14 protein-coding genes are annotated in these 17,584 nt (G+C 46.3%); 6 read left to right on the forward strand and 8 right to left on the reverse strand.

The window, feature by feature from the left end:
* Positions 1-123: 123 nt before the first annotated feature.
* Positions 124-2,406, forward strand: coding sequence for an NADP-dependent malic enzyme (locus tag R3D00_04870; protein ID MEZ4772495.1), 2,283 nt, complete (start codon positions 124-126; stop codon positions 2,404-2,406).
* Between the two features lie 238 nt (positions 2,407-2,644).
* Here R3D00_04870 and R3D00_04875 read toward each other — a convergent pair whose 3' ends face one another.
* The 7 genes from R3D00_04875 to lptC form a co-directional block, all read right to left on the reverse strand.
* A complete protein-coding gene (locus tag R3D00_04875) occupies positions 2,645-3,454 on the reverse strand; it encodes a hypothetical protein (GenBank protein ID MEZ4772496.1) in 810 nt (269 codons plus the stop codon).
* An 8-nt stretch (positions 3,455-3,462) separates the two neighbouring features.
* A complete protein-coding gene (locus tag R3D00_04880) occupies positions 3,463-4,446 on the reverse strand; it encodes a CHAT domain-containing protein (protein ID MEZ4772497.1) in 984 nt (327 codons plus the stop codon).
* Positions 4,447-4,573: 127 nt separating this feature from the next.
* The gene (locus R3D00_04885; GenBank protein MEZ4772498.1) at positions 4,574-5,758 is read right to left on the reverse strand and encodes an ATP-binding protein; all 1,185 of its coding nucleotides are present in this window, start codon (positions 5,756-5,758) and stop codon (positions 4,574-4,576) included.
* 152 nt (positions 5,759-5,910) lie between these two features.
* Positions 5,911-8,019 carry a peptidylprolyl isomerase gene (locus R3D00_04890; GenBank protein MEZ4772499.1) on the reverse strand — a complete coding sequence of 703 codons (2,109 nt, stop codon included), beginning with the start codon at positions 8,017-8,019 and terminating at the stop codon, positions 5,911-5,913.
* A gap of 76 nt (positions 8,020-8,095) precedes the next feature.
* Positions 8,096-9,391, reverse strand: coding sequence for a hemolysin family protein (locus R3D00_04895; protein ID MEZ4772500.1), 1,296 nt, complete (start codon positions 9,389-9,391; stop codon positions 8,096-8,098).
* A complete protein-coding gene (locus R3D00_04900) occupies positions 9,391-9,579 on the reverse strand; it encodes a LapA family protein (protein ID MEZ4772501.1) in 189 nt (62 codons plus the stop codon). Before R3D00_04900 ends, R3D00_04895 begins: the two co-directional genes overlap by 1 nt.
* Positions 9,580-9,621: 42 nt before the next feature.
* Positions 9,622-10,179, reverse strand: a complete 558-nt coding sequence (lptC, locus tag R3D00_04905) for an LPS export ABC transporter periplasmic protein LptC (protein ID MEZ4772502.1) — start codon at positions 10,177-10,179, stop codon at positions 9,622-9,624.
* A gap of 82 nt (positions 10,180-10,261) precedes the next feature.
* On the opposite strand from lptC, the gene ppk1 reads away from it, so the two are divergent.
* Positions 10,262-12,334 (forward strand): polyphosphate kinase 1, encoded by a 2,073-nt coding sequence (gene ppk1, locus R3D00_04910; GenBank protein MEZ4772503.1) that lies wholly within the window; start codon positions 10,262-10,264, stop codon positions 12,332-12,334.
* Positions 12,335-12,338: 4 nt separating this feature from the next.
* Here ppk1 and R3D00_04915 read toward each other — a convergent pair whose 3' ends face one another.
* Positions 12,339-12,938 carry a nitroreductase gene (locus tag R3D00_04915; GenBank protein ID MEZ4772504.1) on the reverse strand — a complete coding sequence of 200 codons (600 nt, stop codon included), beginning with the start codon at positions 12,936-12,938 and terminating at the stop codon, positions 12,339-12,341.
* A gap of 91 nt (positions 12,939-13,029) precedes the next feature.
* Between R3D00_04915 and R3D00_04920 the strand changes: the two genes are divergently transcribed.
* From R3D00_04920 to R3D00_04935, 4 genes are all read left to right on the forward strand, one after another.
* A complete protein-coding gene (locus R3D00_04920; GenBank protein MEZ4772505.1) occupies positions 13,030-14,184 on the forward strand; it encodes a putative DNA binding domain-containing protein in 1,155 nt (384 codons plus the stop codon).
* A gap of 15 nt (positions 14,185-14,199) precedes the next feature.
* Positions 14,200-15,336 (forward strand): hypothetical protein, encoded by a 1,137-nt coding sequence (locus R3D00_04925; protein MEZ4772506.1) that lies wholly within the window; start codon positions 14,200-14,202, stop codon positions 15,334-15,336.
* A gap of 84 nt (positions 15,337-15,420) precedes the next feature.
* Positions 15,421-15,648 carry a UPF0175 family protein gene (locus R3D00_04930; protein MEZ4772507.1) on the forward strand — a complete coding sequence of 76 codons (228 nt, stop codon included), beginning with the start codon at positions 15,421-15,423 and terminating at the stop codon, positions 15,646-15,648.
* Positions 15,649-15,760: 112 nt separating this feature from the next.
* Positions 15,761-17,476: a hypothetical protein gene (locus tag R3D00_04935; GenBank protein MEZ4772508.1), complete on the forward strand. Its 1,716-nt coding sequence runs from the start codon at positions 15,761-15,763 to the stop codon at positions 17,474-17,476.
* The last annotated feature ends 108 nt before the right edge of the window (positions 17,477-17,584 follow it).

Below are 17,584 nucleotides of genomic sequence, written 5' to 3' on the forward strand. Positions count from 1 at the left end.
ACGCTCATTTTTGCCTACATCATTCATTTTTCTTTTAATCCGCCGACAATTGTTTAATTTTATGGTTTGATTAAGAATAATTTTTTCTGTTCAGGACTAATTCTAAAAACTACTTCGCGCTACATGAGCTCAAAAAAAACACTTAAAGAAGAGGCGCTCCACTATCACGCCAAAGGCCGCCCGGGTAAAATAGAAGTCATTCCCTCAAAAGAAACTGCGACCCAGCGTGACCTGACGCTTGCCTACTCTCCCGGGGTTGCAGAACCCTGTCTGGCTATCGCCGAAACTCCTGAAGATGTCTATAAATATACCGCCAAAGGGAATCTGGTAGCGGTTATTTCCAATGGCACCGCAGTATTGGGACTGGGAGACATTGGGCCTGAAGCGGGCAAGCCCGTGATGGAAGGCAAAGGGCTGCTGTTTAAAATTTATGCAGATATAGATGTTTTTGATATAGAACTCAACACCAAAGATGTAGACGAATTTGTCCGAACTGTCAAAATCCTCGAACCAACTTTTGGAGGTGTAAACCTTGAGGATATTTCTGCGCCTGAGTGTTTTGAAATTGAGGAACGACTAAAAGCTGAGCTCAATATCCCGGTCATGCACGACGACCAGCATGGTACGGCCATTATCAGCGCGGCTGCTTTGCTCAACTCGCTCGAACTGGTGGGCAAAGATATCTCAAAAGCCAAATTTGTCGTCAACGGAGCCGGGGCTTCTGCGAGTTCGTGTACGAACCTGTACTGCCGCCTGGGCGCACAAAAGGAGAATATCTTTATGTTTGACTCCAAAGGCTTGATCCATCCTGACCGTACCAATCTGGACGGAAAAAAACGCGAATTTGCCAATGACAAAGCGCCTGCTACAACCACCCTCGCAGAGGCGCTGGTAAATGCCGATGTGTTTATCGGACTTTCCAAAGGCAATGTAATGACACAAGAGATGGTGAGTGCTATGGCCAAAGACTGTATTGTATTTGCCATGGCCAATCCTACACCGGAAATCAGCTATGAAGATGCGCTTGCCGTGCGCAAAGACATCATTTTCGCCACGGGCCGCAGCGACTATCCCAACCAGGTCAATAATGTACTGGGATTCCCCTATATCTTCCGCGGGGCGTTGGATGTGAGGTCCAAAGTGATCAACGAAGAAATGAAACTGGCTGCGGTATATGCCCTTGCCGATCTTGCCAAAAAGCCCGTTCCCGAAAGTGTAAATATGGCTTATGGAGGTGGAAATCTGGTTTTTGGTAAAGAATACATTATCCCCAAACCCGTTGACCCCCGCCTGCTCACGACCGTCGCTCCTGCTGTGGCCAGGGCAGCGATGGAAAGCGGCGTCGCCAAATTCCCGATCACAGACTGGGATGCTTATGAAACCCAGTTATCCAAAAGACTGGGGCAGGACAATACCCTCACCCGGGGAATCATCAACAAAGCCAAACTAAATCCCAAGCGGGTTGTGCTTGCCGACGCAGAAAATATCGCTGTATTAAAAGCAGCCCAGCAGGTGAGGGACGACAAAATCGCCACGCCCGTTTTATTGGGAAAAGTCTCAAAGATCAGACAATTGATTGCCGAAAACTATCTGGATCTGGCGGATGTTGAAATCATCGACCCGATGTCTCCGCAAAATGAAGCAGACAAATTGCGGCTGGAGAAGTTTGGCGATACGTTTTTTGAAAAACGCCAGCGGAGAGGTTACAACAAAAGCGAAGCGCATGATATGGTGCGGCGCCGCAATTATTTTGGCTGTATGATGGTGGATGCCGGCGAAGCTGATGCAATGGTAGGCGGTATGACGCGCAACTACCCTGACTCCATACGCCCCGCTTTGCAGACGATCGGTCGGCAGGAAGATGTAAAAAAAGTATCGGGGATGTATATCCTGATGAGCCGTTTTGGTCCGCTTTTCCTAGCCGATACCAGCGTAAATTTTAATCCTACCGCAGAAGACATTGTCGAAATCGCCCGTTTGGCGGCGAAAGAAGTCGAAAAATTTAACATCAAACCCCGTATTGCCCTGCTGACTTACTCCAATTTTGGGAGTGCTGCCGGGGAGGATGCGATCAAAATGCGCAAGGCGGTGGAGATCTTAAAGACACAGTATCCGTCGCTGATTGCAGATGGAGAGATACAGGCGCATTTGCCGTTTCAGACTGACCTGCTGAGAGAAAATTATCCATTCTCTACGCTGGCAGAAGCAGGCGCCAATGTGCTTATTTTCCCCAATCTTTCAGCTTCCAATATCGCCTACAACCTGGTGAAGGAACTGGCAGGAATCGAAAAAATCGGCCCGGTACTTTTGGGTTTGAAAAAACCGGTTCACCTGCTGCAACTGGGCAGTACTACCCGCGAGATTGTAAATATGATCGCAATTTCAGTGGTAGACGCGCAGCGGTAGGGAGATGATTGGGGGAATGTTTGTGGCTTATCTCAAGATATGGCCAGAAAAAGTCAGCCACGAATGTCACGAATAAACACGAAAATCAGCGCAAAAACCATTCGCGCAAATTCGTGTTATTCGTGGCTTCCCATCATCAGAGCAATCTTCAGATCACCACGAAGCGCAAAAACCATTCGCGCAAATTCGCGTCATTCGTGGCTTCCCATCATCAGAGCAATCTTCAGATCACCACCTTTCAATCCTCAATCTCCATCCAGAATATATCCTTGCTGTCGGTATTGAGACCCTCCGCAACCCCCCTTACCGTGGCTGATTTCTCTCTTCTTAGCGTGTATGAGTCATCTTCTTCATTGTAGAGAATACGGCTGGCTTTAATTGCGAAGGTTACAGGTTTTTCGCCTTCGTAGGCGACCGTATTGCTTTTGTCTTTGTCGCGGTGCACATCTGCTCCGGCTTTGGCCAGGTACCCTTCGATGGCATCGGCGGATATATCTCCCGACAGCTCAAAGTCTGAGGCATCTCTGATGAGGAAGTTTTGGGTTTGAAGAACGTCCGTAACTACAAACAGCTTTCCGGATTTTAGTTTCCTGAGAATTCCCGGGGCTTTTGTCTCCGGTTTGCAGAGATTGAGATGCTCTTCCAGCAGGACTCTATTGCTGATATCGTAGAGTTTGGGATCAGTAAAATCATATAATAGTTTGCGGGCTTTTTTGATGTTTGCTTCTGCGCCTGCATTCAGCGCTTTAAAGTGTTGCAGACCTTTGAGTTCAAACCCGCCTCCGGTTTCCACCACGTCTTTGCCCTTAAAAAAAGCGATAGCTTTGGCCTTGCTTACTTTGGGTATTTTTCCCTGGGCAGGTTTGGGAAAAAGGTCAAATAAGCTTTCACTGTAAACTTCCAGATTGTGCTGTGCTCCGGGAAGTAGGTTTCGCAGGCGTTTAAACAGACCAACAGACGATTCTTCGAGCAGGGTCAGTGGTAAAATTCCTTCCTTGGGAAGAACCACCCATGTATATCCTTTTTTCTGTACGATGCTGCTGTTCATATCTTGAGTTATAGCTTTTTATAATCGGTTTCTTTTCCATCCTTCCAGAGAGAGATGAAAGATGCATGCTCGGTATAGGTTTTGGCAAAATTGTTACAGCCCCTGCGAATGGCTTTTTCGATACTGATAGGGGGTTCCTGGGAAGTAAATCCGAGGTAAAACCGCTCGGCCAGCGCGACGGCAACTTCATCTTTTATTTCGGTCTCTTTTATCCCCAGCACATAGATTCCCTGGGCAGAAATGATTTCTGCCTGTGTAGAGGAGAAACAACTGCTGAGAAATACCAGTTTGAGGTAAGAAGTTCTTCCCTCAAAAATATCTTCCAGTTCGTGGTTTTCCAATAGCTGTGTCTCTCTATTTGAGGGGTTAATCAGGCACATGCCATCAGTTGTTCCATGGCCGGAATAATGAAGTACATGGGGTCGGTCTTCTTTGAGACGGGTCAGGAGCCGGTCGTAGTCGGTATCCCAGGTAGGAAGGAGAAAATCAAGCTCTCCACGCTGAATACTCGGTCTGACCTTATCCTGAATGGTGTCAAACTCTGACTGAAATCGGTACTGGTCGTCGGGCAAAGCCGCAAGGAAGAGGATTTTAATCGCTGACGGGGGAGACGGATTGACTGGTATTGCTGATTGCTGATTTTCGATATAGGTGCCGCCGTCCCCCATATTGATCTGCCTGCCGATAATAGTTTTATTTCCTGCGACATTGTCGCCGGAGCCGTGATGGGTTTGGTTTACGCCGCTGTTGACCGGAGCGGAGGAAAACTGGTTCAGGAGATCCAGGGTATCGTTGGTGATCTGATTGGATCTGATTGTGGCCTCTGAACTGCTCAATATTCCCATGCGTTTTTCTCTTTCCAGGGCTTTAAAGCGGTTATTTAGTTGCAAGGCTTCATTTTGTAAATGTGCGGGCACTACGGAAGTCAGTAATTGCAGTGCTTCCGCCATACGAGCTTCGGAAATGAGTTTTTGAATCTGTGTTTTAGACATTGTATCGGCAGTCTTTTTCCCCAATATACAATAATTTTTCAGGCGTGACCATAAATCTGTCAGACCTTAGGGAAAGGGTGGATGGATTTTTTAAAATGTCCTGGTTTGGATACTTCCTAATGGAATCTTACAACAATTCCAATGGATTGATCTGTAGAAATTCCTGCCAGGGAATGCCGGTTTTGCCTATCAGAAGTATTTTTCCGGGCTGAAATTTTTGGCGAAATTTCTCCATCCCGGAATAGCTGCGGGCAATACTGCTTTTGATTTCCAATGCAAGGGTTTTGCCGTGATATTCAATGACAAAATCTACCTCATCGTTGCCTTCCCGCCAGTAAAAAAGCTGATAGTGTGCTTGTCTGGCGTAATTTAGCAAATGGGCTCCTACGGCTGACTCGACCAAACGCCCCCATTGCTCTGGTTGCCCGGTGATGGTTGCAAATTGTTCAGGGTGTTTGGCTGCAATCAGGGCTGTATTGTGTACCTGAAACTTTGGACTTGATGCTCTTTGCCGCAGATGATTGCCCGAAAATTTTTCCAATCCCCCTAACAATCCCGCCGAATCCAGTAATTCCAGATAATGAGCTAATGTGGTTGTATTACCGGCATTATGAAGCTGCCCAACCATTTTACTATAGGATACAATCTGCCCTGAGTACAAACAGCCAAACTCAAACAACCTGCGCAACAAGGCGGGTTTATCAACCCGTGTCAGGGACAATATATCCCGGGAAATGCTGGGCTCAATCAGAGAATCAGAAACATATTGTTTCCATCGAAGTTCGTCAGGAATCAAAAATGCCGACCCCGGATATCCTCCAAACCAGACAAATTGCTCAGCAGTCATATCAAATGCAGCATTCATTTCTGCCAGAGACCAATGCCCGAGGTAAGTCAACTCAAAACGCCCTGTCAGGGATTCTGTCAGGCCTTGCTGCAACAGTAAACGTGAAGAACCCAACAGAACTACTTTGAGCCCGTTTTTTTGCCGGGTGTCGGCGTCCCAGTTAGCTTTTACTATTTCAGACCAATTGGGGATTTTCTGAATCTCATCAATCGCAAGAACCCCTTGTGAAGCGCCGGATTGTCGCATACGGAAACGGGCTACCTCCCACTGTTGTTCAAGCCAAACGCTGTCTCCATTTGCAATACCGTCAGCCGATACAAAATGAACAGGCATATCAATGGCGTCCAATAGTTGCCCGACCAGCGTAGTTTTTCCTACTTGCCGGGGTCCCGCTACAACCTGAATGAAGTTGCGAGGCTCGTTTATCCGCTTCAGAAGCTCCTGAAAATGAGGACGTTGATACATAAGAAATAATTTACTCAATACGTTGAGTAAATTTACTCAATATATTGAGTAAAAACCATCAGTTTTTCAGATTACAATCCTCAAACCTGATACACCACAAAAAAAGCCATCCCCAATGGAGATGGCTTTAGAAAAATCTTTATGATTGGACCTTAACGGATTCCGTAGCGAAGTACGGCTTCTGCTTTGGCGCGGGTATCTTTTACTTTTGCGAGGTCGATCAGTGCAGGCTCCGCCTTATTTTGCAGCGACTGCTGCTGGATAGCGGCATTGGATGCCTTGCTGCTGGCGAGTGTGGCTTCGTCCATTTCGGGTGCCTCGGTAACACCTGTTACTTGCAGCACATATACGCCGTTGTCTCCAGCGATAGGTTTGCTGACTTCACCGGGCTGCATGCCTGAAACTTTACCGATGATCAGCTTGTCTGCGCCAATGCCGGGGATGCTGTAGCTTTCAAAGCTGATGTTTTCAGCGGAGCTTACAGTCGCGCCTGCACCGTAGGCAGTTTTCATCGCATTGAGGTCCTGTCCGCCGATAGAAGCCAGTTTGTCTTTGATGAGTTTACCTTTTTTCTCATTGAGGACCTTGATCTCTACGTCTTCGCGAACCATATCGAGATCTTGTACGCCTTCTTCAAATTTGCGGGTAACCTGGGCAAATACGTAGTCATCATTGATGCGAAGCACTTTGGATTGCGCACCAGCTGGGGAGTTGATCGCCCAAATCACCAGTTCGCGCCCGCCATTGATGCCTTGAACATCGCGGGTGGTTTCTGTGAGTGGGTTGCTTTCGAAAGCGATATAACCGGTTTCGGTTGCAGCCTGATTGATATCACCCAGTTGGTTTGCTTTTGCGGCAAACTGGTTGGCCGCTCTGTACACGCTGTCGCGGGTAGGAGTGGTGTAAGTGATTTCTTCTTCAATATCAGCAACAGAGAAGTTTTTGCTGGTTTTGTCCAATACTTGTACAACGTGGTAACCGCGCTGGCCTTTTACCGGTCCGATGATGCTACCTGCTGAAGCTGCGGCAACTGCTTTGTCGAAATCTTCGCCAAACTGTCCTTTGCGGTACCAGCCGAGTGAGCCGCCATTGTTGCGGGTTGTAAAATCCTGGGAATTTTCAGTAGCGAGAGAAGCAAAATTGCTGCTGTTTGCCTGGCGGGCCAGATCAGCTGCTTTTGTTTTTGCAGCCGCACTGTCTGCCGCTGTAGTACCAGCCGGGGTAATCAGGATGTGGCTGATTTTAGCAGAAGATTCTTCTGCGTCTTCTGAAGCAACGAGCTTGAATACTTTATAATAGCCCCCCGTAAGTACCGGTCCGAAAACTGCTTTTTCCGGAGCGCGGACAATGCTGTCCCTAACACTTTCCGCGAGATCGCTGACCGGACGGAAGTTTTCGGAATAGGGCGTACGGCTTTTATTGGAAGTAAAAATGGAGTCGTTGGAAGCCGCGGCAAACTGTGCTTTCCGCTTCATGATTTCCAGATACGCTTTGGAAGAATCACTTGCGCTGGGTTTGACCTCAAATCGCACAAACCGGATCAGCGTTTCTTTCTCCTGTTTGTAATCTTCTTTGTGGGCCGCGATGTAAGCGCGCATTTCGCTTTCGGAGGCAGAAACCGCAGAATCAGGCATAGATGCATAAGGCACACTCAGGAAAGAGAGGCTTACTTTGCGGTTCTGATCGATGTTTTTTTGTTTCGCAGCAGCAAGAGAACTGGGATATCCGGCTTTAATGATGCCGAAATAACGCTCAATACCCCGTGAACGGGCAGCGTAATCTTCCAGTTGTTTCAGCTGGGGTGCGAGTTCCGGATTTTCCATGATTTGTTCCAGTTGCCTTTTCATGGCGTTCTGGTCATAGGGCTGTCCGGGAGGGAGGATATAGTTTCTGATGATAGGAGAAATCTCTTTTCCAGCGAACATGTCGTAGATTTCATCTCCTGTGACTTCAAGTCCGGCGTTTTTCAGCTCTTTGTCCCAGATAATTTCTGAAACCATGGCATCCCAGACCTGGTCAGCCATACGGCCGCGTACCAATTCATTGGCCCCGCCACCGGATTGGTTGGAAGCGATATTTACCCGGTCCTCATAATCCCGCCAGGAGATCGACTGTCCGGCGACAACACCTGCGTCCGGAGGTGCGGCCATTGCAGGCCCCAGGCCGGTGAAAAGGTCCGTCAGAATAAAGGCCAACAACGCTAGCGCGATCAGTATTACGATCAGCGTCATGTTGTGCCGGATCATACTCAGTGCAGACATAACAGTAGCTTTTAAGTTTGCTTTAAAATTTTAGCCCTGCAAATTACGCGCATTCGGCGTTAAATTCAAATAGTGGTTATTCACCGAAATTTCTTTTTTGCAGTTTTACAGCGATAATTCGGTTTTGAGTCGCATTCAGGATGGTAATATTGTACCCATGAATCTCTACAACCTCGTCCTGAGCGGGTATTTTTTCTGAAATATGCATGATCATCCCGCCCAGCGTTGTATAATATTCTTCTTCCGGAAGGTTAAGTTCCAGCTTTTCATTGAGTTCGTATATTTCATTTCTGGCTCCGATGATATACGATCCATCCTTTTCCTCGACAATGACCATATCTTCTTCGGGTTCTTCGTCTTCCGGGTCATCGTGTTCGTCTTCGATTTCTCCAAACACCTCTTCGACCAGATCTTCCATTGTCACCATCCCCGATGTTCCGCCAAATTCATCCACGACAATGGCCACACTTCTTTTGTTTTCAGTAAGCTCGGCGAGCAGGACATTGGCTGGCATGGTTTCCGGTACGATCAATACCGGCTGAATAATGGTTTCAATGCTATCGGGTTTTCGGAAAAGGCCGTTGGAATGGACAAATCCTTTGATATCGTCGAGATTATCGCCGTGAATAATAATTTTTGACAGACCCGTTTCCAGAAACAGATCCACAAGCTCGTCAAAACTTGTATGGATCGAGGTAGCCACAATTTCTGTTCGGGGAATCATACACTCGCGGGCTTTGGTTTCTTTCAGCGCGAGTGCATTGGTGAGCATTTCTGTATCCAGATCGGGTACAGGCAGTGACTCACTGGTTGCGATGATCTCCTGAATATATTCGTCCAGATCTTTTTTGTCCAGTTCGACGATTTTGTCATCGGTTCTGTGCCGGAAAAAAATCTGGAGTAATATTTTTGAGACGATATTTACTGCCCAGACGGGTATTCGCAGCAGGACGTAGAAAAAATAAAGCACATATGCAGAAGGAAATACAATCTGGTCTGAGTTGCGTCGGAAAATGGCTTTGGGAATATATTCGGCCAGAACCAAAACGATAATCGTCGAAATGATTGCCTGAAGGAAAGTGTAAATCAGGTATGAATTTTCGGGATCAATCCCCAGGTAAGTTTCCATACCGGGCGCCGAAAGTTTTTCCATCATGATAGTAAATACCACCAGCGCGAGGTTGTTGCCGATGAGGATCGTGATCAATACCTCTGAGGTTTTTTTATTGAAATTGGACAGGATTTCCCCGGCGCGGTCTCCCTGTACAGTTTTTAACTCGATCTTCAACCGGTTGGCTGAAATAAAGGCGATTTCTATTCCTGAAAAAAAGAAAGAAAACACCAGCATGAGTATGGCCAAAAACAGTTCCATCACTTATCTTCTTCTTCGAGTTCCGCTTCCAGTTTGCGTCGTTCTTCTTCCATATACTCATCCACGCGAATCCGCTGCCGGCGGCGAAAGACAAACATAAAAGAAAACAGAAATATCGCAAACATCAATAGTCCTACCGTGCTGGTGGGGAGATTGTCATATTCTGTGGCCATAAATATCATTGTCATGATGGCCAGGACTATGTATACATATTCAAAATACTTCATAAGCTATTCATCGTCAATCGTAAGTTCTCCCCGGGATTCGAGGATGGTCCATGCCGTAAACTCCGAATTGGCACGCATCCCATGATCTCCCGTAATGATCCGCTCAGGAGTTTCGATCCGTACAAATTTAGTGGTATAAATGGAATCCTTGCGTTCATCCCAAAACAATTGTTCTGTTTCAAGTTTTTCACCCTTTCCATTGAGCAGGACAACCGAGCCGTCAAGTTCAGCCATACCTTGTTCCTTATTATATATGCCTGACTCTGAGTTGATTTTGCTGGTAGTCAGGCCATCGGAGTTGAGAAAATTGATTTCCACGCCGTTGTCCATATATTGAACAATGTAAAAGTGTGGGTCTTCACCTTCTTCTTTTTCGATCAAATGTCCGGCAGATAGTCTTGCCGTAACCCTGGCCGAATCAGAGAAATAATATTCCACCCCAAATGCTTCTGACTTCATTCCCTCCATAGAATCCTGAAAGGGAATTTTTCCTTCGAATGAATTTTCGGAAGAACAGGCGGCCAGCAGACACATGATATACGCACAGAGAAATAAACGCATGCTGCAAAATTAACAATTTCCCATGACAAAGTGTATCTGCTGTAAAATGGGTTGTATTTAGAAAATAAATGTATTTTTAGCCATGGTGAAACAGTTAAAAGATACCGGACATTATTTTAACCGTGAACTAAGCTGGCTGAGGTTTAATGATCGGGTGCTGGAAGAAGCTGCGGATGTGTCTCATCCCTTGCTGGAGCGGTTGAAGTTTATTGCGATTTTTAGCTCCAATCTGGATGAATTTTTTATGATTCGCGTGGCGGGACTTAAAGAGCAGCTTGCCGCCGGGGTACGGGATATTGCTGCGGATGGTCTGACGCCCGAAGAAATTCTTTTTCACATTTCGGATCAGGTTCACCGGGCAGTTGCTTTACAGTACACGTTGCTGGACGAAGATATTCTCCCCAAACTCCACAAAAAAGGCATCCGGCTTCGCAACATAGCCAACCTCCGTAAAAATCAGAAAGCCGAGCTTCAGAAATATTTTCGGGAGCAGGTATATCCGGTGCTGACTCCATTGGCGGTAGATCCCACCCATCCTTTTCCTCAACTTAAAGGATTGGGGCTTAATCTTCTGGTAGAAGTTCGGAAGCCGTATCATAATGAGAGCAAAGTAGCGGTTGTGCATATTCCCTCTACCTTACCGCGTTTTATTCCTCTCGATAATGAGTCGGGGAAAACGGACTTTGTGCTGATTGAAGATCTGATACGCGAACATGTAGGGCAGTTGTTTCCCAATATGAAGGTGTTGAATGTATCGGAGTTTCGCATTACCCGCAATGCCGACCTGGATCTTTCCGAGGCGGAGGCCGATGATTTGCTCAAACTGATCGAACGGGAGTTGCGAAAACGAAGGGCAGGGACATTGATCCGGCTGGAGGTGAGCCATGAAATGACGGAGGAAAACCGCAAATTTTTAAAAAACGTAACCCGTCTGCTGGAAGCAGACGTTTATGACGTTCCCTCATTCCTCGACCTTTCGGCTTTTATGGCTTTTCTTTCACTTGGGCACAATGACCTGAAGGACCCACCTTTTTCCCCGGCACTTAGCCACAGGTTTGTGCATGACCGCAATGTGTTTGAAACCATTTCCCAGGGGGATATCCTGCTTCACCACCCGTATGACAGTTTCAACCATGTGGTAGATTTTATACAGGAAGCTGCCGAAGACCCGCAGGTGCTGGCGATCAAGCAGACGTTGTACCGCACCAGTGGCAACTCACCGATTGTGCAGGCATTAAAAATGGCTGTCAACAACGGCAAACAGGTTACCGCGCTGATCGAGCTGAAAGCCAGATTCGACGAGCAAAACAATATTGAATGGGCGAAGGAGCTGGATCGTTCCGGGGTAAATGTGGTGTATGGGGTTTTGGGCCTGAAGACCCATTGCAAGATATGTATGGTTGTGCGGCAGGAAGGACCCAAAATCCGCAGATACCTTCATCTGGGTACAGGCAACTACAATGCGACTACGGCGCGGATATACACAGACCTTTCGCTCATGACCTGCGATGAAGCGATGGGCGAAGATGCTTCGGGGCTTTTTAACCTGTTGACAGGGTATTCGATGCAAAAGAAATGGAATAAATTTCTGGTGGCTCCGCTTACCTTGAGAGATGATATGCTTCGACTCATACGGGAGTGTACCAATAAACATTCGGATACCAATCCTTCTAAAATCATCATTGTGATGAACTCTCTGGTTGACCCGGAGATGATTCAGGCCTTGTACCAGGCGTCGGTGAAGGGTATAAAAGTCGAGTTGATCGTCAGGGGAATATGTTGTCTTCGTCCGGGGGTAAAGGGGATAAGTGAGAATATTCGGGTGAAAAGTATTGTAGGCAGATTTTTGGAGCATTCGCGAATATTCTATTTCAAACACAGCGGCGAGTCGCAGATTTACCTCGGCAGCGCCGACCTGATGCAGCGAAATCTCAACCGAAGGGTAGAACTGCTGTTTCCCGTCGAAGATGCGCAGACAAAAGTACGGGTAAGGAGTATTTTACAATATTTGATCAACGATGAAGTAAAATCCCGGTATCTGACACCGGATGGCGACTATGTCCGAAGCAAGTCCCGTGGCGGGTTTGATGTGCAGCAGTTTTTGCTCGACCAGTCGCAGGAAAAACATAAGGGCATTGATACGATTGGGGGGTGAAACCTCACTCCACCCACTCCACCTTCTCCTGCCACGTAGTTTTCCTGAGGCCTTCGGGCCATTCGCCGGTAGGTACACCCAGATAAAAAAATCCCAAACATTTGTCAGTAGGGGATAAGCCCAGCCAGGTTTTCATTTCGTCGGTATAAGTCGCTCCGCCACTGCTCCAGTAGCCCCCGATGCCCAGGGCAGTAGCAGTCAGATGCATATTCTGAACGGCAGCCGCGACAGCGGCAATTTCTTCGGTCTCGGGTATCTTGGGATTTGTACCTGCCCGCATGCAGATCGCAATGATATGGGAGCACTTCAAGGGATTGTTGCGCAGCTTGTCGTATTTGACCGGGGTGAATTTGTCTTCGGGAGTCTGGGTTTTATACATTCCCGAATGCGCCTCCCCCAGATTTTTCAGCCCTTCTCCCGTAAATACCTTAAAAAACCAGGGTTCTGTATGCCCGTGATTGGGTGCCCAATGGGCGTTTTCCAGCATTAATTCGATGGATTCCCGTGGAATCACTTCCCCGGAGTACTGCCGCGGGAAAATGGATCGGCGGGTGCGGATCAGCCGGGAGACGGCCTCTGTGTTGAAAAGAGATTGTATCGGCATCTGATAAAATAGTCAGTAGTTTACTGGTCTAGTCATTTTGTTGAAAAGTTGTAAATTTAAACTCTGTTAGAATCTATTCAAAACGTACCCTATGGATGCATCGGAATTGATGAGACTGATAAGCAACGGAGAAACAAGTGTTGTGCAGTTCAAAGAAAATATTAAAAATGAACATAGTGTGGCTCAGGAGATGGTTGCTTTTTCAAATAGCAAAGGTGGCAGGATACTTATTGGGGTAAATGATAAAACATGGGATATTACTGGACTCTCTGCATTAGATTTAAGGCGTCTCACAGACCTGCTTGTGAATGCAGCTAATGAGCATGTCAAAAGTCCGATCTTCATAGAAACCGAAACAGTCGATGTTGATGGTAAAAAAGTAATGGTCGTATCTGTTCCGGAAGGCACAGATAAGCCCTACAAAGATAAGGATGGAATTATTTTCCTGAAAAATGGAGCGAACAAAAGGAAGGTGACCAGCAATGAAGAGTTGGCGCGTTTGCTTCAGAGCAGTGGTAACTTATACGCAGAAGAACGTATCATTCCCCACAGTACTTATGAAGATATTGACTGGAATAAGTTTAAGGCTTTTTATGAAGAAACTTATAAGGAACCTTGCGAAAAACCATATCTGGACAGGTATCTTCAAAATCTCAGATTGGGAGCGAATGGCAAACTCAACTTAGCGGGTGCCTTATTATTTACAGATAAACCTCAAAAAACTATAACAGGCTTTTTTATTACAGCTATCTGGTTTTGGGGAAATAATCATTGGGAAGAAAAATACCGAAGCAGTGAAAATCTGCAAGGTACACTGAGTGAGCAGTACAGGAAAGGGTATGACTTTGTGTTATCTAAATTGCAAAAAGTTCAGGCTGGACAATCCTTTAATAGTATCGGTAAATCTGAGATACCCGAAATTGTCATTCAGGAATTGCTTGCCAATGCCTTGATTCATCGCGATTATTTCATTCAGGATACAATTAAACTGTTTGTATTTGAAAACAGAATAGAAATAAAAAGCCCCGGCAAATTACCCAATAACCTTACCGAAGCTCAAATTCGTAGAGGAATCAGGAAAAAGCGCAATAATATTTTAGACTCTTTCGCCCCCCAACTACTCAATTACAGAGGTGCTGGTAGTGGGATTCTTCGTGCACTTGAAGCCTGGCCGCAGATAGATTTTATCAATGATATAGAAGCTGAACAGTTTACCGTCATTATTCACAGAACACAGTCAGCCTGATCAAAAAATCCATTCATGAAACTCCTCAAACCTTTTTCCCTCTCCGGCTCTGACCATGACGGCAACGAATACCTTCAGCACCGCCAATGGATGCGTTTTGTCAACGTCCTGGGGGTAGGCATTCACCGCATTGCTGAGGAGCAGACCAACCGCCTCATTGAGGCCAACCGTGAAATCGGCAACCAACTCGATACGACGCTCAAAACGGGTTTCCACAACCTCGAAACCGGCCAGAAAAAAATCCATAGCGCGCTCATCGACCAGACCGAAGTCATTCGCGAAGGTTTTGAAGAACTGGATGTTACCCTCTCTGCGGGCTTTGATCAGGTTGCCGGCGGACTCAATGAAGTTGCCAACCGCGTCGACCAGGTCAGCATGTCTGTCATTACTTCCGGAGAAAAACTGGCAAAAGGCATGATGGGACTCAAAGCTTCCCTCGATATGGGTATGGTCAATATCGTTTCTCAATTTGAACTTCAGCGAACAGAAATCCAGTCCGGATTTGACCGGATGACGCATATTCTCGAAAATAACCGCAAAACTGAAGCCCACGAAAGATACCGGGACGGGAAAATGGAGTACGAGCGGTATCTTCAGCATCCTGACGAACCACAGTTTCTGACCGACGCTTACGAATACCTCCGGGAAAGCGTGCGCATTTACCGGGGAAATCCATTCTGCCACCTGTATCTGGGGCATATTTTTCAGGAACCCGCGCAATACTACGATCTTGAAAAGTCGTTGGAACATTATCAGTTGTGTGCCACCTATGCCAAAGGTATTCCCAATCCACCACTGGCTGCACTGGGGTATTTCCTCTCCGCATGGGTCAATTATGCGCTGGGCAATATAGATGCAGCCATAGAAGAAGGCGAAAAAGTACGGGAGTTTGACCCTGAGGGTATTCCAGAAAACTACTTCAATCTGGCCAAGTTTTACGCAAGGAAAAAAGATACCCAAAAATCCCTCGACAGGCTGGATTTTGCTGTGCAGAAGTTTGACCCTGCTTATAGTGTTAAAGCAGATATGGACGACGATTTTCAGAATATCAGACCTGATCTCGATACTTATTTTGAAGCAATTCGTAACGCAGCCGCTCAAAACTGGGAACAAAAAATGAAGGAAATGGGGTTACTGAAACTACTGCCATGAGAATGTTTATTCCCGAAAAAATCAGAGATGATGCGGGAATTTTGTATTTTTCAAATCAATGAGAATAATCAAATACAGAATAGGATGACTACAGTGACAATAAAAATACCAGAAAACCTTCACATCAATTCGTTTGAGGTGGGAATGTTAGTCGCGACAAGACTTTTTGAGCAGGGAAGGTTGTCTTCAGGGCAATGTGCTGAAATGGTTGGTTTATCAAAGCGCGCATTTTTGGAATTGTTGGGAAAATATGGGGTATCAGTATTTGGATATGACTTTGAAGAATTAGAAAATGATTTAAAAAATGTATAAGCTGGTTATTGCCGATACAAGCTGTTTGATTGTTCTTCAAAAAGTCGCCCAGATACTCGAACGATATGAGTAACAAAAAACAATCGGAGGGCTTCAGATTATAAGTTTAAGTATGATGTTTTCTCCCGAAAAAATCAGAGATGATGCGTTTCGCCAGAAATTTCAAGAGAAACTGCTGCAGATTCAGGCTGTCCGGGAGAAACATACCTTCCTCGAATATACCCTCAACAGGCCTCTGTTTGAAGAGTTAAATACCCTCTTTGAAGAAAATCTTCAGGCTTACGAAAGTTGTTATGAAATCCCGCTTAGCCGTTTAACGGCCATTCAAACCGATTTTGAAAACATACAAAAAACGATTCACCCGCTGCGCCTCAACAAGGTGCAACAGTTGATGAAAGAGGCGGAAAATTTGCTCGAAAAGGAGGACTATGTCGTAAATGCCCGGGCGATTGAAAAGCTGGATGAACTGGAAATGCATATTCAAAAGGCCCGGGATGAGTTTGCCGCATGGGAAAAAGATCTGGCAAAATGGCGGCTTCGCCTTAAAGAGGTGATGACGCTCGTCTGGGCTGAAGATTACGCCAGCCTTAAGGCGCATTATCAGGAGGTAAAACTAACCCTGACTTCCGAAGAGCTTCCTCCTTCGCAGATCATTCCCGATGAAACGCAAATTCAAAATTTTATACAAAAACGTGCAGATGCCTTTACCCGGCTGAAAAAAAAGGCCGCACTTTCGAAAAGGCTTTTTAAGAAAGTCTCGGAGGCGGAACCGGCATTTTTCCCGCTTTCAGAGTTTCTCCTTTTGGAAAAAGAGGTTGACAGGTATATAAAAACGAGAATTTACCGGGTGGGTGCCGCAAGCCTGGCCGGGGTGGCTTTGGTTATTGCCACGTTTATTTATCTGCCTGGTATTATCGGAAACTGGCAGGAAAATAGTTTGTGGGAAAAAGCTGTGTCTGAAAATACGCTGATCAGTTATCAGGAGTATCTGATCAAGTTTCCCCGCGGAAAACATATCGTGGAGGCTTATGATGCGATGAATCATATTCCCACCGGCAAACTCAAACGGTATGAAGACAGGTTTGGTGTTTCTTTTGAATATGAAGGCGAACTCACCGACCTGAAACCTCACGGTAAAGGAGCGGCTACCTATCCCGACGGCTCCGTTTATGAAGGATACTGGGAAATGGGCGTGCGTGATAGCTTTGGTCTTTGGCGCGATACATTGGGGGGGAGTTATGAAGGTCAATGGGTAAACGGGGTCAGGCAGGGGCGTGGAAAATATATTTACCCTGATGGCAGCATCTATGAAGGTCAATGGAAAAATGATGAAATAACGGGCCAGGGAACGATGGCCTATGCCGATGGAAGCAAATACACCGGCACATGGAAATCTGGCCTTCCTGAAGGAAAAGGGATTTTGTCATTTGGCAAAAACGGCTCTTATTCGGGGCAATGGGTTTCCGGCAAATTTCATCAAAACGGCATACTGAAAGATACAACAGGTATCGTCTATAGCGGACAATGGGCGAATGGCCAGCGAGAAGGAGAAGGCCGGCAAAACTGGCCCGATGGGAGAGAGTATATCGGAAAATGGAAGGCAGATGCAGAAAATGGAGAAGGGGTCCTCTCATGGTCAAATGGTAGCCATTTCTCCGGTATCTGGGTAAATGGGCAGATTGACGGTACAGGAATATTTGTCTCCCGGTTCAGAGATGAATATAAAGGCTATTGGAAAGGTACAATTGATAGTCTGGCATTATACGACGGGGAGGGAAATATATTCAAACAGGGGAAATTGGAAGGCGGTCTTTTTATCGGACAATAGTTGCCCCTGCATCAACGGTTCCATTAATACGCCAGATTTTACCATTGAGCCTTTTTGAGTCAGAAACAGGCTATTTCTTCCGTATCTTCATTTTACTAAAGGGGTATA

The organism is Bacteroidia bacterium, from assembly GCA_041391665.1.
In the GTDB taxonomy this organism is placed as follows: domain Bacteria; phylum Bacteroidota; class Bacteroidia; order J057; family J057; genus JAGQVA01.